The organism is Azospirillum aestuarii, from assembly GCF_016632405.1.
GTDB classification, from domain to species: domain Bacteria; phylum Pseudomonadota; class Alphaproteobacteria; order Azospirillales; family Azospirillaceae; genus Azospirillum; species Azospirillum aestuarii.
Window position 1 is genome coordinate 140,087 of record NZ_JAEPIV010000009.1, and the last position, 22,246, is coordinate 162,332.

Genomic DNA, 22,246 nt, shown 5'->3' on the forward strand with positions numbered 1-22,246 from the left:
CGGGAGCCGGAGAGGGAAGGGGCAGGCCGCCGATGTCCAACACCACCTTGCTCCTGCTGACCATCGCCGCGATGATGCTGGCCGCGGTGCCGGTCGCCATGATGCTGAAGCGCTTTCTTCCCGACTTTCTTCATCGCTCCGCGGGCATCGACCAGCTTGAGAACCGCATCTACGTCCTGCATTCGGAGATCCATGAGCTTCAGGACCGGGTGAACGGCAAGGTGCAGCGGCGCAACCAGGTGTCCGCCGAGAAGCACCGCGCCGAAACCGAGAACCGCAAGATGGAGCGGGCGATCGCGGAAATCGCCCTCCAGCCGCCGGTGTTCGTCCACGAGGTGGGCGACCCCCAGGCCGGCCTGTCGAAGTTCCTGGTGAATGTCGCCCAGGAGAAGGCCTCCGCCGGCGGCGACAAGGCCCAGGTCAATCCGATCTGGCGCTGCGCCAACGTTGCCGAGGTCTGGGCATCCGGTGCGGAGGAGGCCAAGCAACTCGTCGAGGTGGCGTTCCCCTTCAAAATGGGCTTCACCAAAAACTTCCAGAGGACCCAAGGCCGCCCCAACCCCGGACGGATCAAGGCACCCGCGTCATGATGATCAACTTCCTCATCATTTTAGGGATCATCGCCATCGGGGCATGGCTGGGCAATGTGCTGCTGGCGGTCGATTCGCAGGTCGCGCAGAGCCGCAGCCGGATGCGCGCCGCCAAGGACACGATCGGCAAGCTGGAGGCGACGATCCGCCGGCTCCAGCACGAGGACGAGCACATCGTCAAGGAGATCGAGGAGTGCATGGCCGACACGGTCGAGGCGCGCCGCAAGCAGTCGGACATCCAGCGGCGTCTGTCCGAGGCGCAGACCAAACAGCGGCCCCAACTCCTGATCCTGACCGACCGGCGCAACCCGAACGACAAGGAATGGCTGGTGACGGTCGTCAACACGCAGATCGGCGAGATCGACGCGCTGCACCCGCTGGCCGTCGAATGGGCGCGCGGGCGCGATTATCTCGTCTGGGCTGAGAGCGACCGGGAGGCCGGGGAACGGGCCGTCCGCCGCTTCAGCGCCCGCCCCGGCTACCAGATCAAGCAGGTCAAGCCACTGACCAAGGACATCTATACCACCGCCACCGACCGGACGGCGGCGTAACCCCGCCGGAGAAACGCGGCGGGTGAGACGCCGCTGGACAGGCGCGCGCCGCGGCGGCATCGTCCAAGCTCTGAACGTCAAGGGATGGGTTGTTCGCGATGATCGGACGGGCTGTGCGTGGCATTTTGGGCGGGCTTCTGATGGGGGTCGCGATTGTGCTGTCGGCCATCCCGGCGGCGGCATTGGAGAGTTTCACGCGCTCCTCTCTGACCGTCGAGACGGCGGGCGGCGGCAAGTACCGCTTCGACGTGGAAGTGGCGGAAACCCCGGCCCAGCAGGCGCAGGGCCTGATGTTCCGCGAGACGATGGCCGCCGATGCCGGCATGCTGTTCACCTACGCCCGCCCGCAACCGGCCAGCTTCTGGATGAAGAACACGCTGATCCCGCTCGACATGATCTTCATCGGGGCGGACGGCCGGATCGTCAACATCCACGCCAACGCCGTGCCGCAGTCGCTGGACGCCGTGAACTCGGCCGGTCCGGTGAAAGGCATTCTGGAGATCAACGGCGGCATGAGCGCGCGTCTGGGCATCCGTCAGGGCGACCGTGTGGTGCATTCGGCCTTCGGCACCGCCAAGTGATGGCGCTGCGGCGCTAACGAATCGCGCCGGGAAATCCGAAGGCGGCCAGGATGAGCCGGGCCGCTTCCTCTGGGTCACCGGCTCCGCTCACGGTAACAGCGGCGCGCGGATGCAGCCACCCCCGCAAGGCGCGCCGCAGGCCGGCGGAAGGCGGCATGTCCTCCAGCACCGCCGCGGGCGTGCCTTGCCGCGCCAGCCGGACGGCGCCAAGGGCCGCCAGCCCCGCGTCCGATCCCACCCCGATCAGCCCGGCCGGCCGCCGTTCCGCGACGATCCGCGCGAGAGCGAGGACGGAGGTGGCGGTGTGGCGCTTGGCAAGGTCGATCTGGCCGATGCCGGGGTGCAGCCCCGCCCGCAATGCCCCCCCGCCCATCGGTGCCACCACGTCGAGCCCGTATCCCCGCCGCCGCAGGGCATCGGCCAGAGCCAGGGCGGCCCGGCCGGCCGGCGTGTCGTCCAGCCCGGAAACGAAGACGGCGAGACGGGGAGGAGGCGGGAAGGTGGGGTTCACGGAGTTGGTTTTCGGCGCGGTCGAAGCGGGGCGGCATCATACGTAAGGTCCACCCTGCGGGATAGATGCGGCTGCGTCTTGCCGTACGCGCGGGGTTCGTGTATTCCACTGCGCGACGTCGGGGCGTAGCGCAGTCTGGTCAGCGCGCCAGTTTTGGGTACTGGAGGCCCCCGGTTCGAATCCGGGCGCCCCGACCAATGAAATTCGAACGATGCACCACGCACGTATCAGAGGAGATGCCGCGTCATGAAGGTCCGGATCTACCAGCCGAGCAAAGCGGCCACTCAATCCGGGCGTGCCAAGACGCATCGTTGGCTTCTTGAGTACGAGATCGAAACCCCGCGCCGCCCGGAGCCGCTGATGGGCTGGATCAGCTCCGGCGACACGCTGAACCAGGTGCGCATCGGTTTCGAGACCTCGGAGGAGGCGGTCGCCTTCGCCCAGCGCAAGGGCTGGGACTACACGGTCCAGGACGCGCCGGTTCGTCGTGTCCGCCCGCGCAACTACGCCGACAACTTCCGCATGGACCGTCCGCGCTTCTGATCCGGACCGGGGCCCCATAGCTCAGTTGGATAGAGCAATCGCCTTCTAAGCGATAGGTCGCAGGTTCGAATCCTGCTGGGGTCGCCATCTTCCTTTGCAATGCCGTTCGTTCATCATCGGCTTGGACGGTCCGCTGGTCACGTTCAGCGGGCAATCTTCTGATCCCCCGAAACGGTCAACACAGTTATCCCCATATTCCTTTTGTCGTAGACAATGGAATCGCAAAGCCTTTGGTTGCGGTACAACGCTGACGATTTGCAGTGTATCCAATGGTTTCGCCTCGCGATGACCATGCCCAATTTGGGGGCATAACGGCAAGGCATCGCCACTCCAACAGGCTTTGAGACTCATCCACAAAGTTATCCACAGAAAATGGGGATAACCCGAAAGCGTCTGCGCGAGGTGGGGCTAAGGCGTTCTCATGCGCCACTGCCATCACCATCTAGCGCAAGGAACGGTCTCCGTGCCGGTGACGTTTCACGGGGCGCTTGATCAATCCCACGCCGTTCGGGGTCAGTACGAGGTGATGTCTTGGTGGGTTGGGTCGTCAGAACGCTTCTGTTGTGCTTCGTGGTCGGGCTGGTTCTGTCCTTCCTGGACATCAATCCGGCCAGCATCCTGACCAACAGTTGGGCCACCATCCAGGACATCGCCCGGCTCGCCGCGGACATGTTCCATTGGGCGCTGCCCTACATCCTGATCGGAGCGGTGATCGTCGTCCCGTTGTCCGTCATCGGAGCGGTCATGCGCTGGACCCGCACGCGCCCCCGTCCATGACCGGGATGCGCCGATGACCGCACCCTCACAAGAAAAAACCGGAGATTCGAAGGAATCTCCGGCTAAGTGAATACAGGGAGGGTTAGAGACAAGGACTGTTTATCTCCTTGGCACATCCGCTTCGTTGATCTGTATCAATCTGCGTTAATTTTATCGAATGGCTACAACTGGACGGGCTTTGTCTTTGGACAAAAAAATAGCCGGGGGTTCCATTGGAACCCCCGGCATAGGCGAATACAGGGAGGGTTAGAGACAAGAGCGTTCTACCTCTTCCCGCCTCGGGCTACGTTGACATAGATCAAACACTTTTCGCATTGCAGCGAAGGTTTAGCGTCTTACTTATGCGTGTGTCCGTAGAGAGTCGACGGGTCGGTCTCGACATCCTGAACGATGTCCAGTTTTCCATCCCGCAGCGCCCGGTAGAAGCAACTGCGGCGTCCGGTGTGGCAGGCCACGCCGTCCTGCTCCACGATCAGCAGCAGGGTGTCGCCGTCGCAATCGACGCGGAAATCCTTCAGCCGCTGCATCTGTCCGGAGGTTTCGCCCTTGCGCCACAGCCCCTTGCGGGACCGTGACCAGTAGCAGACACGGCCTGTCCGCAACGTTTCCAACACGGCCTCGCGGTTCATCCAGGCCATCATCAGGATCTCGCCGCTTCCCTCCGCCTGGGCGATGGCCGGGACCAGCCCGTCGGCGTTGAAGGCGATGGCGGCGATCACGTCCTCAAACGCAGGCTCAAACGGCGGCTCAAACGCGGTGGCGTCCGTCATGGTGTCCCATCCTTAGCGTTGGTGTATCGGGGGCCGCCCGTTACAGGGAGGCCCTCAGGCGGGAGAAGGCGCCATCCAGATCCCGGATGAGATCGTCCACGTCCTCCAGCCCGGCGTGCAGGCGCAACACGGTGCCGGGATCGTTCCAACGGGTCGCCGTGCGGACGGCGCCAGGACGCGCCGGCAGGATCAGGCTCTCGAACCCGCCCCAGCTGTAGCCCAGCCCGAAGAGTTCCAGTGAATTCAGCATTGCCGACAGGGCCGGCTTCGGCACTGTGTTCATGACGACGGAGAACAGGCCGGAGGAGCGCCCGATGTCGCGCTTCCAGAGGTCGTGTCCCGGACAGTCGGGGAAGGCCGGGTGCAGGATGCGCGTGACCTCGGGCTGCTTCGACAGCCAGCCGGCCAAGGCGAGCGCGCTTTGCTCGTGCTGCTTCAGGCGGACGGACAAGGTGCGCAGGCCGCGCAGCCCCAGAAAGATGTCGTCCGGACCGGCGCAGGTGCCGGTCCGCGTGGCGGCCTTCTTCACCGCCAGCCATTGCGCCTCGTTGGCGCAGGAGATCACGCCCAGCATCGCGTCGGCGTGACCGACGATGTATTTGGTGGCCGAATGGATGGAAACATCCACCCCGTGCCGCAGTGGCTGGAAGAAGAGGGGGGTGGCCCAGGTGTTGTCGATCATCACCGTGGCGCCCGCCGCCTTGGCCGCGGCGGCGATCGCCGGGACGTCCTGCACCTCGAAGGTCAGGGAGCCCGGCGATTCGAGAAACACCACGCTGGTGTTCGGCTTCAGCAGAGCGGTGATGCCGGCGCCGATGGTGGGGTCGAAATACTCGACCTCCACGCCGTAGGGGACCAGCGTGTCGTTGGCGAATCGGCGTGTCGGGGCATAGGCGCTGTCGGTGATCAGCACATGGTCGCCCGTCTTGGTGAAGGCCAGAAGCGCCGTGGCGATGGCGTTCAGGCCGGACCCGGTGTTGACCGCGCGATAAGCGCCCTCTAGCTCGGCCATCGCCTGCTCGAAGGCCAGCGTGGTCGGAGTCCCGACGCGCCCGTAGTTGATGCTGTCGAAGGGCGCGCGGTCGCTCGCCTCCAATTCCTCCAGCGTCGGGAACAGCACCGTCGAGCAATGGTAGACCGGCGGATTCACGATTCCGTGATTGTCGCGCGGGCTGCGCCCGGCGTGTCCGAGGATCGTATCTTTTCGTGCGTCTTTCATGGGTCTTCCCGCAACAACAGTGATGGCGGCCGTTATCCCGACATTCCAAGTTGGACCCGACCGGCAAAGATTCTATTCCCTAAGCCTCTGTAAGGGATAACCAAGCCAAATGCACGGCTTAAGGATGATTCGACAAGCCCGATGCTGTTGGTGCACTCTTGTCACACGCGCGTGTCCGCCATGCGGGGCGCGCATTGCATGAACCTAAGCGTAAAAACGCAAGAACAGGGTGGAGCTTAATATGAAATCGGGAATCCTCGCCGCTGCTGCCGCGGCCGTGGTGTTCGGTGCCGTCACCGGCGCCCAGGCCGGTCCGACGCTCGACGCCGTCAAGGGCCGCGGCTTCGTCCAGTGCGGCGTGAACGCCGGCCTTCCGGGTTTCGGCAACCCCGACAGCTCGGGCAACTGGACCGGTCTCGATGTCGATTACTGCCGCGCGGTCGCGGTTGCGCTGTTCAACGACCCGAACAAGGTCAAGTTCACCCCGCTGTCGGCCCAGCAGCGCTTCCCCGCCATCCAGTCGGGCGAAGTCGATCTGCTGTCGCGCAACACCACCGTCACGCTGACCCGCGACACCTCGGTCGGCCTGAACTTCGCCCCGGTCACCTACTATGACGGGCAGGGCTTCATGGTGAACAAGAAGCTCGGCGTGAAGAGCGCCAAGGAGCTGAACGGCGCCACCGTCTGCGTCCAGGCCGGCACCACGACCGAACTGAATCTCGCGGACTATTTCCGCACCAACAACATGTCCTACAACCCGGTCGTCATCGAGTCGAACGACGAGGTGAACGCCGCCTACTTCGCCGGCCGCTGCGACGTGCTGACGACGGACGCCTCCGGCCTGGCCGGCACCCGCGCCGGCGTGGCGCCGGTTCCGGAAGACCATGTCATCCTGCCGGAGATCATCTCCAAAGAGCCGCTGGCCCCCGCCGTCCGCCACGGTGACGACCAGTGGTTCGATGTGGTGAAGTGGACCGTCTACGCCACCATCCAGGCGGAAGAGATGGGCATCACTTCCAAGAACGTCGACGAGTTCGTGAACAGCAAGAACCCGGAGATCCAGCGCATCCTCGGCACCTCGCCGGGCATGGGCAAGGCGCTGGGCCTGGACGAGAAGTGGGCCTACAACGTGATCAAGACCATGGGCAACTATGGTGAGATCTTCGAGCGCAACGTCGGCACGAAGACCCCGCTGAAGCTGGAGCGCGGCCTGAACGCGCTGTGGACCAACGGCGGTCTGCAATACGCGATGCCGATCCGCTAAGGACGGAAAGGGGGACCGCGGACCACAGGGAGGCCCGCGGTCCTTCCTTTTTTGACGACGGGCGGGGCGGCCGCAGGGCGACAAGAATCAATGCCCGTGCCGCAGGCCCGTTTGGGAGACGATATACGTGGCGCAAGTTGCGGCGGACGTTCGGGAGGCGGCCGACGCCCTTATGCCATGCTGGTGAGGGGAGAGAACCGTGGCCAGCAAGACCCGGGACACCGCGCGCCCAAGCGCGCCTGGCGGTGTTTCATTTTCCCTCAGCGACCCGACGGTCCGTGCCGTGTTCTACCAGATTCTGGTGGTCGGCATGGTCATCGCGGTCGGCTGGTTCCTTATTCACAACACGCTCGACAACCTGTCGAAGCGGTCCATCGCGACGGGATTCGGATTCCTGGAGCGCGAGGCCTCCTTCGGCATCGGTGAGAGCCTGATCGACTATCATCCGCGGGACAGCTACGGCCGGGCCTTCCTGGTCGGCGTGCTGAACACGCTGAAGGTGTCGATCATCGGCGTCGTCCTGGCGACCGTGCTGGGCACGCTGATCGGCGTCGCCCGCCTGTCCAGCAACTGGCTGATCGCCAAGCTGGCCTCCACCTACGTGGAGATCGTCCGCAACATCCCGCCGCTGCTCCAGCTCTTCTTCTGGTACGCGCTGGTCTCGGAAAGCATGCCGCCGGTGCGGCAGGCGCTGAACCCGATCCCCGGCGTGTTCCTGTCGCAGCGCGGCCTGTTCGTTCCGGTGCCCTCCGCCGACCCGGTGTGGGGCACGATGGCCTTCGCGCTCGCCATCGCGGTGATCGCCGTCATCTTCCTGCGGCGCTGGGCCAATTCCCGGCAGGAGCGGACGGGACAGCCCTTCCCGATCGGATCGGCGACCCTGGGGCTGCTGATCGGCCTTCCGCTGATCGCCTACATCGCCGGTGGCGCGCCCACGGCGCTGGACGTGCCGAAACTGCAGGGCTTCAACTTCGTCGGCGGCGTGGTCCTCACTCCGGAGTTCTTCGCGATCCTGGTCGGGCTGGTCGTCTACACCGCCGCCTTCATCGCCGAAGTGGTGCGCAGCGGCATCCTGGCGGTCAACTGGGGCCAGACGGAAGCCTCGCGGGCGCTCGGCATCGACAGCGGCAAGACGCTGCGGCTCGTCGTTCTGCCGCAGGCCCTGCGGGTGATCGTGCCGCCGCTGACCAGCCAGTATCTGAACCTGACCAAGAACAGCTCGCTGGCGCTCGCCATCGGTTATCCGGATCTGGTGTCGATCGCCAACACGACGCTGAACCAGACCGGTCAGGCGATCGAGGGCGTGGCGATGATCATGGGCACCTATCTGGTCATCAGCCTGGGCATCTCGATCTTCATGAACTGGTACAACAAGCGCATCGCGCTGGTGGAGCGCTGACGGCCATGACAGACAACGTCCATACCGGCAACGTCCATACCGGAAGCATCCCCGACGAGCGTCCGCCGGCCAACACCGTCGGCCCAGTGGCGTGGCTGCGCAACAACCTGTTCAACACCTGGTACAACGCGCTCCTGACGATCCTGATCGCCTGGCTGCTGTTCAAGGCGATCCCGCCGCTTCTCGACTGGCTGATCTTCAGCGCCAACAGCTTCGGCACGCCGCCCCAGGTGTGCCGGCAGGAGGGCGGCGCCTGCTGGACCTTCGTCAGCGAGAAGCTGCGCTTCGTCATGTTCGGCACCTTCCCGTACGACGAGCAGTGGCGGCCGCTGATCACCATCGTGATCATCATCGCGCTGGTGCTGGCGAGCTGCGACCGCCGATTCTGGAAGCCCTGGCTGGGCCTCCTGTGGATCGCCGGCCTGACCGCGGTCGGCGTGCTGATGTGGGGCGGCGTGCTGGGCCTGACCTATGTCGAGAACACGCTGTGGGGCGGCCTGCCGTTGACGCTGATGCTCTCGGTGGTCGGCCTGTCCGTGGCCTTCCCGGCGTCGGTCCTGCTGGCGCTCGGCCGGCGCTCGCAGCTTCCCGCCATCCGGGTGATCTCGGTGACCTACATCGAGCTGATCCGCGGCGTGCCGCTGATCAGCCTGCTGTTCATGGCCTCGGTGATGTTCCCGCTGTTCCTGCCGACCGGCGTGAACTTCGACAAGCTGCTGCGCGCGCAGATCGCCTTCATCATGTTCGCCGCCGCCTATATGGCGGAGGCGATCCGCGGCGGTCTCCAGGCCATCCCGAAGGGCCAGTACGAGGCCGCGGACGCGCTCGGCCTGAACTACTGGCAGGCGATGGGCAAGATCATCCTGCCGCAGGCGCTCGCCATCTCCATCCCGCCGCTGGTGAACACCTTCATCAGCTTCTTCAAGGACACGTCGCTGGTCATCATCATCGGCCTCTACGACCTGCTGGGAACCGCCAAGGCGGCGCTGTCCGACCCGGCGTGGCGCGGCTTCTACCGCGAGGCCTACCTGTTCATCGGCGTGATCTACTGGGTGTTCTGCTACTCGATGTCCAAATACAGCCAAAAGCTCGAACGCGACCTGCATCGCGGCCACCGTCGCTGAGGGAAAGGGAAAAGAGATGACCATGGCCCAAACCGCCGGCGCCGCGCGCACCTTCCCCCAGGGGGAGCCGATCATCCAGTGCCAGGGCGTGCACAAGTGGTACGGCGAGTTCCACGTCCTGAAGAACATCGACCTGTCGGTCGCCAAGGGGGAGCGGATCGTGATCTGCGGCCCCTCCGGCTCCGGCAAGTCGACCATGATCCGCTGCCTGAACCGGCTTGAGGAGCACCAGAAGGGTTCCATCATCGTCGATGGCATCGAGCTGACCGGCAACTTGAAGAACATCGAGCTGGTCCGCCGCGAAGTCGGCATGGTGTTCCAGCACTTCAACCTGTTCCCGCACCTGACCGTGCTGGAGAACTGCACGCTTGCCCCGATCTGGGTCCGCAAGAAGCCGAAGGCGGAGGCGGAGGAGATGGCGATGCGCTACCTGAAGCGGGTGCGCATCGCGGAGCAGGCGCTCAAGTACCCCGGCCAGCTCTCCGGCGGGCAGCAGCAGCGCGTCGCCATCGCGCGGTCGCTGTGCATGAGCCCGAAGGTCATGCTGTTCGACGAGCCGACCTCCGCGCTGGACCCCGAGATGGTGAAGGAGGTGCTGGACGTCATGATCGGTCTGGCCGAGGACGGCATGACCATGCTCTGCGTGACGCACGAGATGGGCTTCGCCAAGTCGGTCGCCGACCGCGTCATCTTCATGGACCGCGGCGAGATCGTCGAGCAGAACACGCCCAACGAGTTCTTCAACAGCCCGCAGTCGGAGCGGACGAAGCTGTTCCTCAGCCAGATCCTGAACCACTGATACCCGCCGACCGCGCCGGAATGGCTTGTTCCGGCGCGGTAAACCAGCGCAACCCGCAACGAACGCTGGCGGGTTGTGCCGGTTTCGGGTTGAATGCAGTCCGTTCGTGCTGTTTGCCGCTATGCACAACGGAGCCTGCCTGATGGAGCTGCTGAGTCCCCGTCCCGGAATTGGCCAGATCAAGCCCTACCGTCCCGCCCGACCACCGGAGGACGGGGCCGCCTGGGTCGATCTGTCGCTGACGGTCAATCCGCTGGGACCCGGCAAGAAGGCGCTCACCGCCTACCGCCATGTGGCGGCGCAAATCCACCGTTATCCCGACTGGTCGCAGGACCGCCTGCGCCACGCCATCGCCCGGCGCTACGATCTGGACGCCGGCCACATCACCTGCGCCAACGGCTCCGACGAGATGATCCACCTCGTCACCCAGGCCTTCGCCGGGCCGGGGGACGAGGTGCTGTGCCACGAGCACGGCTACCGCGGCTTCATGAAGGCGATCCGCGCCGCCGGGGCGACTCCGGTGATCGCCGCGGAACGCGATCTGGTCGTCGATGTCGAGGCGATGATCGACCGGGCGAACGAGAAGACGAAGCTCTGCTTCCTCGCCAACCCGAACAACCCGACCGGCACCTACATCCCTTCGGAAATGGTCCTGCGGCTGCGCGCCGGCCTGCCGTCGCACACGCTGCTTGTTCTGGACTCGGCTTACGCCGACTATTGCCGCCGCGACAACTACAGCAACGGGACGGAGATCGTCGAGTCTTCCGACAACGTCCTGATGGTACGCACCTTCTCCAAGCTGCATGGGCTGGCCGGGCTGCGCGTCGGCTGGGCCTATGGCCCGGCGGGGGTGATCGAGGCAGTCAACCAGACGCGCGGCCCCTTCAACGTCGGGATCGCCGCGCAGGCCGCGGCGGAGGCCGCCATCGCCGACATCGAGCATGAGGAGGCGACCTTCGCCCACAACAGCGCGTGGCTGCCCTGGCTGAGCCACGAGCTGGAACAGCTCGGCGTGCGCGTCTATCCCAGCGTCTGCAACTTCATCCTGGCACGCATCCCGACCGACCCGTCGCTCGGCGTCCAGGCGGTGCTGGACCATCTGGCGCGCCGCGGCATCCTGGTGAAGCCCACCCAGGACTACGGGCTGGCCGATTGCCTGCGCATCACGGTCGGGCGGGAGGACGAAAACCGGGCTCTGGTCGCGGCTCTGGGAGAGATTCTGAGCTGAAATCCGGCTCCTCTCCGGGAATTGGATCTGGCATCGGGTCCGGATGGCGGGTGTGCTCGCGGGCGAAGATGAACAGCCCGGAACCGACCACGATGACGATGCCGACCAGCGACAGCAGGTCAGGCCACTCGTCGAAGAAGACCGCCCCGATGACCAGCGCCCACAGGATCTGGCTGTACTGGGCCGCCCCCACCCGATCCGCCGGGGCGAAGGCGGCGGCCAGGGTGAACAGGGCCTGGGCGGCGAAGGTCGTGGTGGCGAATCCCACCGTCAGAATCCATTGCTCCCGCGTCGGCCACTCGAAGCCGGGGATCATCAGCAGGCCGGACGCGACGGCGGTCGACAGGAACACCGTCCCGATCAGGGTGAAGCGCTTCTCGGAATGCCCGATCATCCGCCCGGTGATGACCACGACGGCCGAGCTGAAGGCGCAGCCGAGCGCCGCGAAATGGCCGGGCAGCAGTTCGCGGAAGCCGGGGCGAGCGACGATCAGCACGCCGATGAAAGCCGCCCCGATGGCCAGCCGCCGACGCCAGCGCACCGGCTCCTTCAGCGCGAAAATCGACAGCAGCGTCACCAGGCTGGGCATCAGGAAGATCATCGCGAAGGCTTCCGCGAAGGGAAGGCTTCGGAACGACATGACGCTGAGCGGGGTGGAGGCCGCCACGAAGATCAGCCGCACCGTCATCAGCCGGGGCCGGTTCCAGCGCAGCAGGTCGCCGACCCGGTCGCCCTTGGTCATGAAGACGGGAGAGAGCAGCAGCGGCAGGATGTAGGCGAAGAAAGTGACCTCGAAGGGGTCCAGCCCATGCCCGATCGCCTTCACCAGCGCATCGCCCCAGGCGAAGAAGGCGAAAGCCAGGAACGCGAACAGAATGCCCTTCATCATGGCGTCGGTGTCCCGGCGTTCGGAGCGGCGTGGAGCGGACCCGGGCGGGGGGTCACTCGTTGATCGGAATGTGTGGGGCCGAGGTCCGCGGCAGCCAGCCGAGGAGACGGGGATCGCGGATTTCGCGGGTCACATGGCGGTAGGGCACGAACCCCATGGACTGATAGAGCGGCAGCGCCTTCGGATGGTCGAAGGTGCAGGTGTTGACGAGAAGGCGCGCCGTCCCGCCCTGCCAGGCCAGCCGGATCGCCGTGTCGAGCAGCCAGGGGCCGAGTTTCAGGCCGATGAAATCCGGGATCAGCCCAAAGTAGGCCAGGTCGGTGTCGTCCTCCCGCCGGTCGATCTCGGCGTAGCCGGCGGGCGTGCCGTTGACATAAAGAACCCAGATCTCGACCCGCGGATCGGTGACGACGCGCCCCAACTCCGGCATCGGCATGCGCCGCCGCTCGTGCCACAGCCAGGGCTCGCCCACGGTGTCGTAGAGATAGCGGTAGTAGGAGGCGGTCGGCGGGTTGGCCCGCACCAGCGCCACGTCACCCACCGGCCGGGGCAGGGGCGCGTGGGCCGGCGGGGCCGTCATCTCCAGATAGGTGACGATGACGGACAAGCAGCCGAGCGGCACCGGCGCCGCGATCCGGGAGGGCGACAGGGACGTCCGGGGAGGCGGAGTCAGGGAGAATCGGTCTTCAGCCATTTCTGCATCACGGTAACGGGACCGGTGGCATAGCCCAGCCGCTCATAGAACGCCACCACGGCGTGGTTCGTCGCGCGCACCATGAGTTGCGCCTTGGGCATGCCGGCCTCCACCAGCCAGCCCTCCGCCGCCCGGACCATCGCACGGCCATGGCCATGCCCGCGGCAGGCGGGATCGACCGCCAGATAGTAGAACCAGCCGCGGTGCCCGTCATGACCGACCATGACGGAGGCCACGGTCCGCTCTGCCGCGCGGCCGATCAGGATCGTGGCGTTCGGCTTCGACACGGCGAGCGCGATGTCGGCCACCGGGTCGTTCCACGGCACGACGAGGTTGCAGGCGGTCCACAGAGCCACCACGTCGTCGCGGTCCGCCGCCTCGTAATGACGGATGCTCAGCGCGTCGCTCACCGAGTCACCGGTTCGGTTTTCTGGGGTCCAGTCTCCAGCGGCAGATCGCTGCGCAGCCCCCATTCCGCCCAGGACCCGTCATAAACGGCCACGTCCTCCTTGCCGGCCGCGGCCAGCCCGAGCGCCAGCACGCAGGCGGTCACGCCGCTGCCGCAGGAAGCGACGATGGGACGCTCCAGATCGAGTCCGGCGCCCTTCGCCCGTTCCGCGATGGACTCGGGCGGCAGCAGGGTCTTGCTCTCCGCGTCGATCAGCTCCGTGTAGGGCAGGTTCAGGCTGCCGGGAATGCGCCCGCTGCGGCGGCCCGGCCAGGGCTCGACGATGGCGCCCTCGTAGCGGTTGGCGCCACGGGCGTCCACCACCTGATCCGCCCGCGAGTCGATGTTGGCGAGGACATCGTCGGCCCGGCGCAGCAGACCGGGCCGCAGCGCTGCCGTGAACTCCGCCGGCGCCGGATCGGCCGGACCGGATTCCAGAGGCCGGCCCTCCGCGATCCATTTCGGCAGGCCTCCGTCCAGGACGGCGACGCGGCCATGCCCGAACAGGCGGAACATCCACCAGACACGCGCGGCGGCGGTGGCCATGCCGGCGCTGTCATAGACGATCACCGTGTCGCCGCTGCCGACGCCGAGCGCCCCGACCTTGGCGGCGAAGGTCGCCTCGTCCGGCACCATGTGCGGCAGGGGGTGGGTGTTCGGCTGCGCCACCTCGTCGATGTCGACGCGCACGGCGCCGGGAATGTGCCGCTCCAGGAACTCGGCGCGCGGGTCGCGGTCGGAGCCGGGCATGAACCAGGAAGCGTCGAGGACGCGCAGGCCCGGCTGGTGCAGCCGTTCCGCCAACCAGCCCGTCGGAACGATCGGGCCGGGGAGGGTGAGCGTGGTGTGCGACTCGGTCATGAAATATCTCCCCGTTCAATCACGCAGCGCGACGATCACGCGCCGGTTCTGCTTGCCCTTGTTCTCGATCTTCACGACGTCGAGCCCGCCGATCTCGCCCAGCCGCTTCACATGGGTGCCGCCGCAGGGCTGACGGTCCACCCCGGCGATGTCCACCAGCCGGACGCGGCCGTAGCCGCGTGGCGGCTTGACCGTCAGGGTGCGGATCAGGTCGGGGTTGGCGTCCAGCTCCGCGTCGGTGATCCACAGAGAGCCGACCGGCGTGTCCGCGGCGACCAGCCGATTCAGGGCCGCCGCGATGGCCTCCTTGTCGAGCCCTTCGGTCGGCACGTTGAAATCGACCCGGCTGCGCTCCGCCCCGACCTGGGCGCCGGTGATCGAGGCGCCGGGAAGCACCGCGCAGACGAGATGCAGCGCCGTGTGCATCCGCATGTGGCGATGCCGGCGGTCCCAATCGATCTCCGCCTCCACCGGGGTGCCGGGGGCGGGCAGGGCCGCGCCGGGCTCGGGCACGTGGATGACGTCGTCCGGCCCGTCGCCCTTCACCGTGTCCACGATGCGCAGCGTGGCGCCGGCGACGCGCAGCAGCCCGGTGTCGCCGGGCTGGCCGCCGCCGTTGGGGTAGAAGACCGTCCGGTCCAATCGGATGCCCCGCTCGTCCGCGACGGTCACGGTGGCGGCGCAGGAGGTGGCGTAGGCGTCCTCGCGGAAGATCAGCTCCATGGAACCTCGGGTGCGTTTACGAATCCAGCCAATCGGGCACAGGCAAATTCTTCTCACGCAGGAAGGCCGGATTGAAGAGCTTCGATTGGTAGCGCTGCCCGCCGTCGCAGAGAATCGTCACGATGGTGTGGCCCGGCCCCATCTCCCTGGCGATGCGGATGGCCGCCGCCACGTTGATTCCGCTGGAACCGCCCAGAACGAGACCCTGCGACTTGATCAGGTCGAAGATGATCGGCAGGGCCTCCTCGTCGGTAATCTGCAGCGCCTGATCGACCGGAGCGCCCTCCAGGTTGGCGGTGATGCGGCCCTGACCGATGCCTTCGGTGATCGAACTGCCCTCGGCCTTCAGCGTCCCATGGGCGTAGTGATGGTAGAGGGAGGCACCCATCGGGTCGGCCAGAACGATGCGGACGTCCGGGTTGCGCTCCTTCAGAGCCAGCCCGACGCCGGCCAGCGTGCCGCCGCTGCCCACCGCGCAGGTGAAGGCGTCGATCCGCCCCTCGGTCTGGGTCCAGATTTCCGGACCGGTGGTCAGGCGATGGCCTTCGCGGTTCGCCACATTGTCGAACTGGTTGGCCCAGACGGCGCCGTTCGGCTCGGTCTTCGCCAGTTCCTCGGCCAGACGGCCCGAGTAACGGACGTAGTTGTCGGGGTTGGAGTAGGGCACCGCCGGCACCAGACGAAGGTCCGCGCCGACCAGACGCAGCATGTCCTTCTTCTCCTGACTCTGCGTCTCCGGCATCACGATCACGGTGCGGTAGCCGAGCGCGTTGCCGACCAGCGCCAGCCCGATGCCCGTGTTGCCCGCCGTGCCCTCCACGATGGTGCCGCCGGGGCGCAGCAGGCCCCGGCGCTCGGCGTCGCGGACGATGGCGAGGGCCGCGCGGTCCTTCACCGACCCGCCGGGGTTGAGGAACTCCGCCTTGCCCAGGATCTCGCATCCCGTGGCCTTCGACGGCCCTTCCAGCCGAATCAGCGGCGTGTTGCCGATGGAGCCGATGAAGCCGGTGCGGATGTCCACGGACTGTCTCCCGAATCGAATGATGAGCCGGGCAACACTATCGGATTGCGCACCAGGGAATTCAAGGTCGGCTTGTGAAATGCAGTATTGAACGAAGTTTCTTCGTTCTTTCCGGTTTCCGATCCCCTCTATTTTCCATCCCATTTGGCGCGCAGCCGGTCGCGGTTCCGCGCGAACCAGCCGAGCGCGATGATGGCGATTGAGTTGTTCAGCCGGTTCTCGTCGAGCAGCCGGATCGCCTCGTCCGCCGGGACGACCATGATGCGGATGTCCTCGTGCTCGTCCGCGCAGCCACCCGTCGCGGCGAGGCCCCGGCTGTCCACCCGCCCGCAAAAGACGGTGACATGCTCGTCGTAGGCGCCCGGGCTGGGGTAGTAGTCGCAGATCATCTCGATGTCCTGGACGGTGCAGCCGGCCTCCTCCATGGCCTCGCGCCGCGCCACCTGTTCCGGCGTCTCGCCTTCGTCCAGAAGGCCGGCGACGATTTCCGTGAGCCACCCCCGCCCGCTGGCCGAAGCCGAGCCGACCCGGAACTGTTCGATCAGCACCACGCTGTCCCGCTCCGCATCGTAGAGCAGCACGCCAACGGCTTCGCCGCGCACGCAAACCTCCCGCGGCGGCAGGACGCCGGTCCAGGAACCGTCGAACTTCTTGTGGCGCAGGCGGTAGACGTCGACCTTGAGATAGCCGTTGTAGGCCCTCTTCTTCTCTTGGACCTCGATGTCCGGATGATCCACGGGCGGGACTCCTTGGCTTGCGATGCGTTCACGGTCCAAGGATGTAGCGCATCCGCCCGTCCGGAGCGAGGCGACCGGGGATTTTCCCTCAGAAGGTCGGGTTCAGTTTCAGCGTGCTGTAGCGGTCGGCGGACGGGACGGCGACCGGTTCCAGCTTGGGGCCGCGCAGCAGTTCCAGCGGCACGGTGACGCCGGCGGGACCGAGATCCCAGACCTTGCGGTAGAAGTCCGCCAATCCCTTCGGCCGCTGGCCGGCGACCCCGACGATCATGTCGCCCGGTCGGATTCCCACGGTCGCCGCGGGGCTCTGCGGGGTGACCCGCTCGACCATCAGGCGGCCCTGCTCCTCGCGCAGCGTGACGCCCAGCCACGGCCGCGCCGGCTCCTGTCGTCGCCCGAACGCCAGCAGGTCGGCCAGGATCGGCTTCAGTGCGGAGACCGGAACGAACATGTTGCCGGGAATCCCGCCATGGGCCGGCACCGCGTCACGCACGATCAGCGAGCCGATCCCGACCAGCTCGCCCTTACGGTCGATCAGGGCGGCGCCGTTGAAGCCCATGATCGGCGGCGTGGTGAAGATCGCCTCGTCCAGCAGATACTCCCAATAGCCGGCGAACTCGCGTTTCGCGGCGATCAGCACCGGCTGCACCCCGGTGGACCCCTGCCGGGTGAGCACCATGGCGCGCTCCCCCTCCTTGATCGCGTCGGAGTCGCCAAGCCGGACGGGGGCGGCGCTGAAGCCCATGCCGGCGCGCAGCAGCCCGAATCCGCTGGCCTGATCGTACGCCACGAATTCCGCGGGATAGCCGCGCCCCTCGCCGGTGGTGACCTGAAGCTGGGACGCCTCCAGAATCGTGTAGCCGATGGTGAGGATCAGTCCGGACCCGTCGATGACGACGCCGGTTCCCTCGCGCTCCGTGCCGAGCGAGCGGGCGCTCTGGCTGTCGGGCAGAATGGTGGCGGAGATGCGGACCAGGGCACCCGCCAGCTTCGCCGCGTCGAGCTGGTCCGCCCGCGCGGCGTGGGCGGGAACGATCACGGAAAGGAAGGCTGCAAGGCAGGTCGTTGAGAGGGTCAACGTCCAGGAGATGCGGCGCCAGCGACCCGTCATGCTTCCCTCCCTTGCCGGAGTCGAGTCGGGCGGGACGCCGGATTGCTCGATCCCCGAATTAAACATGAGCGTCAGGGCGCTTGCATCAAGGGGTTCTCCGATTTGACGGAGGCGCACCTGTCCGATGCGTGAAACCTCCACCCGCCGACAAACGTTACCCGCGTCAACGACACCACGAAGGACGGCGAGGATGCCCATCAACAGCGAACATGAACTCGAACAGGCGGTGGCGGAGTTCCAGCGTCTCGCCGACGAGCCCGCCGGTTCGTCCGGCGAGCGCCGGAAGCTCGAACTGGATGCGGAGATCAAGGCCTTCTACGCCCAGCACTCCGACGACATGCGCAAAGGCAAGCCGCGGCACGAGTGACGCACCGCCGCCGACACCGGCGCGCATTTCTTCATCGACGCGGAGGGGGCGGCTGGCCGACACTGCCGCCGCTCCCGGACCGGATTGCCGTTCCGGGGCGCCGTCGTTGAAGGAAGGAGCGCGTCCCCACGATGAAGCGAATCGACAATTGCTACACTTGCCTGTTCTGGGAAGGGCAGGGCATCCGCCAGAGGGGACCGAAGGGACTGTGCCGCCGCTTTCCGCCGCAGGTGACCCCGCGCGACACGGAAGGGCGCTTTCCGATCACCCTGTCCACCGACTGGTGCGGCGAATGGAAACGCGACATTGGCGACCCTGCCGGCGAGGCCGCGGACAACCGCCTGATCTACGAAGACCCACAATCTCGATAGACATCCGCAGTGGATGGCCCGCCCGGTCATCGGGCCATCAGGCATCCGATTCAGCCGGGCATTTTAGCGGGGCATCGGTGTGACCACCATGGACCGCTGGTTTTCCGGCAGCACGGCCTCGCCGCGGACCAGCATCCGGTGCCAATCGACGCCCAGCAGGGCGATGGCCACCACCATGGCCAGGGCGACGATCGCCACCGCGGCGACCCAGCCACCGTCTTCCTGCCGGCCATCGGGCCGAGGGGGCACACCCTTGGGCGTGAAGGGTCGAAAACTGAGGGGGAGAATGGACATGGGTCGCCTCCACCGCTGAACAGGCGCAATCCCGACTCGGATGGGTGTACCGTGGAATTGTAACGCCGGAAGTGCTGCGGCGGCATCAAGCCTTCGGTCGGAACGCTCGTTCCTTCGGATGATGCCGGAAGCGGTGGCGGTGAAAGGATACTACGAATGACCGCTATGAGAAAAGGCCGAGCCCGCGAGGACTCGGCCTTTTCATCGAAGTGGCTCCCGGTGCTGGACTCGAACCAGCGACACGCGGATTAACAGTCCGCTGCTCTACCGACTGAGCTAACCGGGATCAGTCTGACCGGCCTTTGCGAGGCGCAACGTCCGGCGTGGGCGGCTATATAGCGGACCCTCTGACGCTTGCCAAGTCTTTTGATGGCAAAAAATCGACGGCTGGGGCAGGGCGGATGGCGGCGCCGACGCGACGCGAAAACGCGAAAAAGCACCGGCCTGTAGAGGCGCGATGCTCATCGAACGCTTTGATTTTTCTGATGTCTCAGCCGTATCAAGGATGGAGGCACGGGCGGGAATCGAACCCACGTACACGGATTTGCAGTCCGCTGCATCACCACTCTGCCACCGCGCCATCCTTGCGTCCGGCACCCCCTAGCGGGAGCGCCGCAGCGTGGGAGCGGACGTATACTGCTGTTCACAGGGGTGGTCAAGCGCCTTCGTGGCGTATTTCGATCATCCGGTGCGGCGTTGTGTTCGTGAGACTTTGAAGATATATACGCGACGAGGCAGCGAGGCCGCGTACCACGGCTTGGCGCCGCGCTCCATCCACCAGATTGTAAGCGACCGCCATGTCCGAATACGCCGCCGCCCGTCTCAACATGGTCGAAGGGCAGATCCGACCGAACAAGGTGACCGACCAGCGTCTGGTCGATGCCATGCTCGACATTCCTCGTGAACAGTTCGTGCCGAAGGCGGCGCGCGGCTTCGCCTATGTGGACGAGGATCTCGCCATCGGCAATGGCCGCTATCTGATGGAGCCGATGGTCTTCGCCCGCATGCTTCAGGAAGTGGGCATCGATGAGACCGACGTCGTGCTCGACATCGGCAGCGGCTCCGGCTATTCGACCGCCGTTCTGGCCCGCCTCGCGGCGACCGTCGTCGGCATCGAGTCCGACGCCGAGTTGGCCCGGCAGGCCACGGAATCGCTGAGCGCGGTCGGCGTTGACAACGCCGTCGTCATCGCCGCTCCGCTGACCGAAGGCTATCCCCAGCAGGCCCCCTACGACGTGATCGTCATCGAAGGCCTCGTGTCGGAGGTGCCGGAGGGCATCCTGGCCCAAATGACCGAGGGCGGGCGGCTGGTCGCCGCCGTTCTGGGCGACCGCAGGGTCGGTGAAGTGAAGCTGTTTCAGCGCAGCGGCGGAGTCACCTCGGCCCGCACGCTGTTCGAGGCGCATCCGCACCCGTTGCCGGGTTTCGAAGCCAAGCCGAAATTTGTATTCTGATCTCAGAAAGACTGACCCCAGGGGCTTCGGCCCCTTTCGACCTGTCCCCCAGCCTGTCACCTTGCCTTTCACCGGCCGCGGTCCTGCGGCCCGCAGCGGAGAATCAAGGCATGCCGGCGCCGTTTGACATGGACGTCGAGGATCTGGACCGCATCCGGACATCGGGTGGCGATCCGCTGGTGCTCGACGTCCGGGAACCGGGGGAGGTGGCCATCTGCGCCCTTCCCGACAGCCTCCACATTCCGATGGGGGCGCTGCCCGCCCGCGTCGGGGAGTTGCCGCGGGACCGCGACATCGTGGTCGTCTGCCACCACGGCGGGCGCAGTGCGCAGGTGACCATGTGGTTGCGTTCCCAGGGATTTTCCCGCGCCACCAATCTGAATGGCGGGGTGGATGCCTGGGCGCGCCGAATCGACCCGAACATGAAGGTCTATTGAACATGACTGTGCGAAGCCGTTTCGCGCGCCATTTGATGGCGACCGCCCTCACGCTGGGGGTTGCCTTCGTCGGGGGCATCGACACCGCATCGGCCCAATCCCTCGAAGACGCGCTAGCGCAGGCCTATTCCAACAACCCGGCGCTCGCCGCGCAGCGCGCCCGCCAGCGCGCCGTGGACGAAAGCGTCCCGCAGGCCCTGTCCGGCTACCGTCCGACGGTGCGGGCGACGGCGGACATCACCCGAAACGCCACCAACAGCACCTTTCAGGGCGGCGAAACCGGTTCCGAGAACAACGCCAAGAGCGTCGGCGTCACCGCCACCCAGCCGCTCTACGACGCGACCGTAGGTCCGGCCGTCCGCCGTGCCGAGCGCACCGTCGAAGCCCAGCGCGCCACCGTGCTCGCCAACGAACAGCAGATCCTGCTGAACGCCGCGGCAGCCTATCTGGACGTCGTGCAGAACCAGGCGGTTCTGGAACTTCAGGCGAACAACGAGCAGGTGCTGCGCCGTCAGCTCGACGCCGCCCGCGACCGCTTCCGCGTCGGCGAATACACCCGAACCGACGTCAGCCAGTCCGAATCGCGTCTTGCCGCCTCCATCGCCGCCCGCATCTCCGCCGAAGGCACGCTCCAGGCGTCGCGAGCGACCTACGAGCGCGTCGTCGGCTCGATGCCGGGCAAGCTGAAGGCGCCGAAGCCGAAGTTCAAGCTGCCGGGAACGCTGGACGAAGTCGTCGAGATGGCGCGCTCCAACAACCCGTCGGTGCTGTCGGCCACCTATACGGAGGCGGCGCAGCGCGAGGCAGTGGACCAGCAGTTCGGCCGCCTGCTCCCGTCGGCCAACCTGTCGGCCCAGGCGAACCGCACCATCGACGCGGGCCGCTCGTCGGGCATCGACATCAAGCGGCAGGACGGCGCCCAACTCACCGCCCAGATCACCATTCCGCTCTACCAGGCCGGCCTGCCGGAAGCGCTGACCCGCGAGGCGAAGCACACGGCGAATCAGGCCCGCCTGCAGATCGACGACACGCGCCGTCAGGCGGTCGAGGCGGCGATCAGCGCATGGCAAGGTCTGCAGGCCGCGCGGGCGAGCATCGAGTCCTACAACTCCCAGATCCGGGCCGCCGAGATCGCGCTGGAAGGCGTGCGGCAGGAAGCCCAGGTCGGCTCGCGGACCGTCCTCGACGTGCTGAACCAGGAGCAGGAACTGCTCAACGCCCGCGTCAACCTCGTCCGCGCCCAGCGGACCGAAATGGTGCAGGCCTTCACGGTCCTCGGCGCGATCGGCCAGTTGACGGCGCGGCAGCTCAACCTGCCGGTCCAGTATTACGATGCCGACACGCACTACAAGCAGGTGCGCAACAAGTGGATCGGTACCGGCGTTCCGGAGTGATCGCACTTGAACATCCCGTCCTGGGTGATCGTTCCCGGATGATCGAAACGGCCCGCCTCGGCGGGCCGTTTTTGTCTGGTGGCTTTTTA

The 22,246-nt window shown here is 66.3% G+C and carries 27 protein-coding genes and 4 tRNA genes; 17 read left to right on the forward strand and 14 right to left on the reverse strand.

From position 1 onward, the window contains the following. Nucleotides 1–32 precede the first annotated feature (32 nt). From JJL56_RS17490 to JJL56_RS17500, 3 genes are all read left to right on the forward strand, one after another. Nucleotides 33–590 (forward strand): hypothetical protein, encoded by a 558-nt coding sequence (locus tag JJL56_RS17490; RefSeq protein WP_145626642.1) that lies wholly within the window; start codon nucleotides 33–35, stop codon nucleotides 588–590. Continuing rightward, nucleotides 587–1,141: a hypothetical protein gene (locus JJL56_RS17495; protein WP_145626643.1), complete on the forward strand. Its 555-nt coding sequence runs from the start codon at nucleotides 587–589 to the stop codon at nucleotides 1,139–1,141. The genes JJL56_RS17490 and JJL56_RS17495 overlap by 4 nt, the downstream gene beginning before the upstream one ends. Before the next feature lie 140 nt (nucleotides 1,142–1,281). Further along, nucleotides 1,282–1,722, forward strand: coding sequence for a DUF192 domain-containing protein (locus JJL56_RS17500; protein ID WP_247889500.1), 441 nt, complete (start codon nucleotides 1,282–1,284; stop codon nucleotides 1,720–1,722). 13 nt (nucleotides 1,723–1,735) lie between these two features. On the opposite strand, the gene JJL56_RS17505 is transcribed toward JJL56_RS17500, so the two are convergent. After that, nucleotides 1,736–2,233 carry a hypothetical protein gene (locus JJL56_RS17505; protein ID WP_200485763.1) on the reverse strand — a complete coding sequence of 166 codons (498 nt, stop codon included), beginning with the start codon at nucleotides 2,231–2,233 and terminating at the stop codon, nucleotides 1,736–1,738. A 119-nt stretch (nucleotides 2,234–2,352) separates the two neighbouring features. On the opposite strand from JJL56_RS17505, the gene JJL56_RS17510 reads away from it, so the two are divergent. The 4 genes from JJL56_RS17510 to JJL56_RS17525 all read left to right on the forward strand — a co-directional run bounded on the left by JJL56_RS17510 (nucleotide 2,353) and on the right by JJL56_RS17525 (nucleotide 3,553). Beyond that, nucleotides 2,353–2,430 (forward strand) — tRNA-Pro (locus JJL56_RS17510). Between the two features lie 49 nt (nucleotides 2,431–2,479). Next, complete coding sequence (locus JJL56_RS17515; protein ID WP_014240426.1) at nucleotides 2,480–2,776, forward strand: ETC complex I subunit; 297 nt, start codon at nucleotides 2,480–2,482, stop codon at nucleotides 2,774–2,776. A 10-nt stretch (nucleotides 2,777–2,786) separates the two neighbouring features. Beyond that, a tRNA-Arg gene (locus JJL56_RS17520) sits at nucleotides 2,787–2,863 on the forward strand. Between the two features lie 447 nt (nucleotides 2,864–3,310). Continuing rightward, entirely contained in the window at nucleotides 3,311–3,553 is a 243-nt protein-coding gene (locus tag JJL56_RS17525; protein WP_345772598.1) for a DUF6460 domain-containing protein, read from the forward strand. A 335-nt stretch (nucleotides 3,554–3,888) separates the two neighbouring features. Here JJL56_RS17525 and hisI read toward each other — a convergent pair whose 3' ends face one another. Beyond that, the gene (gene hisI, locus JJL56_RS17530; protein WP_200485765.1) at nucleotides 3,889–4,323 is read right to left on the reverse strand and encodes a phosphoribosyl-AMP cyclohydrolase; all 435 of its coding nucleotides are present in this window, start codon (nucleotides 4,321–4,323) and stop codon (nucleotides 3,889–3,891) included. A gap of 40 nt (nucleotides 4,324–4,363) precedes the next feature. Further along, nucleotides 4,364–5,542, reverse strand: coding sequence for a cystathionine beta-lyase (gene metC / locus JJL56_RS17535; RefSeq protein ID WP_200485766.1), 1,179 nt, complete (start codon nucleotides 5,540–5,542; stop codon nucleotides 4,364–4,366). A gap of 241 nt (nucleotides 5,543–5,783) precedes the next feature. Between metC and JJL56_RS17540 the strand changes: the two genes are divergently transcribed. The 5 genes from JJL56_RS17540 to JJL56_RS17560 all read left to right on the forward strand — a co-directional run bounded on the left by JJL56_RS17540 (nucleotide 5,784) and on the right by JJL56_RS17560 (nucleotide 11,356). Next, entirely contained in the window at nucleotides 5,784–6,806 is a 1,023-nt protein-coding gene (locus JJL56_RS17540; protein WP_145626648.1) for an amino acid ABC transporter substrate-binding protein, read from the forward strand. 199 nt (nucleotides 6,807–7,005) lie between these two features. Then, a complete protein-coding gene (locus JJL56_RS17545) occupies nucleotides 7,006–8,205 on the forward strand; it encodes an amino acid ABC transporter permease (protein ID WP_145626649.1) in 1,200 nt (399 codons plus the stop codon). A gap of 5 nt (nucleotides 8,206–8,210) precedes the next feature. After that, on the forward strand, nucleotides 8,211–9,329 hold the full coding sequence (locus JJL56_RS17550; protein WP_145626650.1) for an amino acid ABC transporter permease: 1,119 nt from the start codon (nucleotides 8,211–8,213) through the stop codon (nucleotides 9,327–9,329). Between the two features lie 22 nt (nucleotides 9,330–9,351). Beyond that, on the forward strand, nucleotides 9,352–10,128 hold the full coding sequence (locus JJL56_RS17555) for an amino acid ABC transporter ATP-binding protein (protein WP_145626651.1): 777 nt from the start codon (nucleotides 9,352–9,354) through the stop codon (nucleotides 10,126–10,128). Between the two features lie 142 nt (nucleotides 10,129–10,270). Further along, nucleotides 10,271–11,356 (forward strand): pyridoxal phosphate-dependent aminotransferase, encoded by a 1,086-nt coding sequence (locus tag JJL56_RS17560; protein WP_200485767.1) that lies wholly within the window; start codon nucleotides 10,271–10,273, stop codon nucleotides 11,354–11,356. Here the strand turns inward: JJL56_RS17560 and JJL56_RS17565 are convergent. The 8 genes from JJL56_RS17565 to JJL56_RS17600 form a co-directional block, all read right to left on the reverse strand. After that, nucleotides 11,292–12,245, reverse strand: coding sequence for an EamA family transporter (locus JJL56_RS17565; protein WP_200485768.1), 954 nt, complete (start codon nucleotides 12,243–12,245; stop codon nucleotides 11,292–11,294). The two genes, JJL56_RS17560 and JJL56_RS17565, sit on opposite strands and share 65 nt — an antisense overlap. A 52-nt stretch (nucleotides 12,246–12,297) precedes the next feature. Then, entirely contained in the window at nucleotides 12,298–12,939 is a 642-nt protein-coding gene (locus tag JJL56_RS17570; RefSeq protein ID WP_145626654.1) for a GNAT family N-acetyltransferase, read from the reverse strand. Beyond that, the gene (locus tag JJL56_RS17575; protein WP_200485769.1) at nucleotides 12,915–13,349 is read right to left on the reverse strand and encodes a GNAT family acetyltransferase; all 435 of its coding nucleotides are present in this window, start codon (nucleotides 13,347–13,349) and stop codon (nucleotides 12,915–12,917) included. The genes JJL56_RS17570 and JJL56_RS17575 overlap by 25 nt, the downstream gene beginning before the upstream one ends. Then, entirely contained in the window at nucleotides 13,346–14,248 is a 903-nt protein-coding gene (gene sseA, locus JJL56_RS17580; protein WP_145626656.1) for a 3-mercaptopyruvate sulfurtransferase, read from the reverse strand. The genes JJL56_RS17575 and sseA overlap by 4 nt, the downstream gene beginning before the upstream one ends. Nucleotides 14,249–14,263: 15 nt before the next feature. Further along, entirely contained in the window at nucleotides 14,264–14,971 is a 708-nt protein-coding gene (locus JJL56_RS17585) for an alanyl-tRNA editing protein (protein ID WP_145626657.1), read from the reverse strand. Between the two features lie 16 nt (nucleotides 14,972–14,987). Next, nucleotides 14,988–15,992: a cysteine synthase A gene (locus JJL56_RS17590; RefSeq protein ID WP_200485770.1), complete on the reverse strand. Its 1,005-nt coding sequence runs from the start codon at nucleotides 15,990–15,992 to the stop codon at nucleotides 14,988–14,990. Between the two features lie 128 nt (nucleotides 15,993–16,120). Then, nucleotides 16,121–16,729 (reverse strand): NUDIX domain-containing protein, encoded by a 609-nt coding sequence (locus tag JJL56_RS17595; RefSeq protein WP_200485771.1) that lies wholly within the window; start codon nucleotides 16,727–16,729, stop codon nucleotides 16,121–16,123. An 88-nt stretch (nucleotides 16,730–16,817) separates the two neighbouring features. Then, complete coding sequence (locus tag JJL56_RS17600; protein ID WP_200485772.1) at nucleotides 16,818–17,840, reverse strand: S1C family serine protease; 1,023 nt, start codon at nucleotides 17,838–17,840, stop codon at nucleotides 16,818–16,820. A 190-nt stretch (nucleotides 17,841–18,030) separates the two neighbouring features. On the opposite strand from JJL56_RS17600, the gene JJL56_RS17605 reads away from it, so the two are divergent. Together JJL56_RS17605 and JJL56_RS17610 are read left to right on the forward strand one after the other, a co-directional pair. Continuing rightward, the gene (locus JJL56_RS17605; RefSeq protein WP_200485773.1) at nucleotides 18,031–18,207 is read left to right on the forward strand and encodes a hypothetical protein; all 177 of its coding nucleotides are present in this window, start codon (nucleotides 18,031–18,033) and stop codon (nucleotides 18,205–18,207) included. A 131-nt stretch (nucleotides 18,208–18,338) separates the two neighbouring features. Beyond that, nucleotides 18,339–18,578: a hypothetical protein gene (locus JJL56_RS17610; RefSeq protein ID WP_200485774.1), complete on the forward strand. Its 240-nt coding sequence runs from the start codon at nucleotides 18,339–18,341 to the stop codon at nucleotides 18,576–18,578. Nucleotides 18,579–18,641: 63 nt separating this feature from the next. Here JJL56_RS17610 and JJL56_RS17615 read toward each other — a convergent pair whose 3' ends face one another. The 3 genes from JJL56_RS17615 to JJL56_RS17625 all read right to left on the reverse strand — a co-directional run bounded on the left by JJL56_RS17615 (nucleotide 18,642) and on the right by JJL56_RS17625 (nucleotide 19,452). Beyond that, a complete protein-coding gene (locus tag JJL56_RS17615) occupies nucleotides 18,642–18,872 on the reverse strand; it encodes a hypothetical protein (protein WP_145626662.1) in 231 nt (76 codons plus the stop codon). 210 nt (nucleotides 18,873–19,082) lie between these two features. After that, nucleotides 19,083–19,158 (reverse strand) — tRNA-Asn (locus JJL56_RS17620). 220 nt (nucleotides 19,159–19,378) lie between these two features. Continuing rightward, nucleotides 19,379–19,452, reverse strand: a tRNA-Cys gene (locus tag JJL56_RS17625). 217 nt (nucleotides 19,453–19,669) lie between these two features. On the opposite strand from JJL56_RS17625, the gene JJL56_RS17630 reads away from it, so the two are divergent. From JJL56_RS17630 to JJL56_RS17640, 3 genes are all read left to right on the forward strand, one after another. Continuing rightward, nucleotides 19,670–20,326 (forward strand): protein-L-isoaspartate O-methyltransferase family protein, encoded by a 657-nt coding sequence (locus JJL56_RS17630; RefSeq protein WP_145626663.1) that lies wholly within the window; start codon nucleotides 19,670–19,672, stop codon nucleotides 20,324–20,326. A 110-nt stretch (nucleotides 20,327–20,436) separates the two neighbouring features. Further along, nucleotides 20,437–20,763: a rhodanese-like domain-containing protein gene (locus JJL56_RS17635; RefSeq protein WP_014240448.1), complete on the forward strand. Its 327-nt coding sequence runs from the start codon at nucleotides 20,437–20,439 to the stop codon at nucleotides 20,761–20,763. 2 nt (nucleotides 20,764–20,765) lie between these two features. Continuing rightward, nucleotides 20,766–22,157 carry a TolC family outer membrane protein gene (locus JJL56_RS17640; RefSeq protein ID WP_200485775.1) on the forward strand — a complete coding sequence of 464 codons (1,392 nt, stop codon included), beginning with the start codon at nucleotides 20,766–20,768 and terminating at the stop codon, nucleotides 22,155–22,157. Nucleotides 22,158–22,246: the final 89 nt, after the last annotated feature.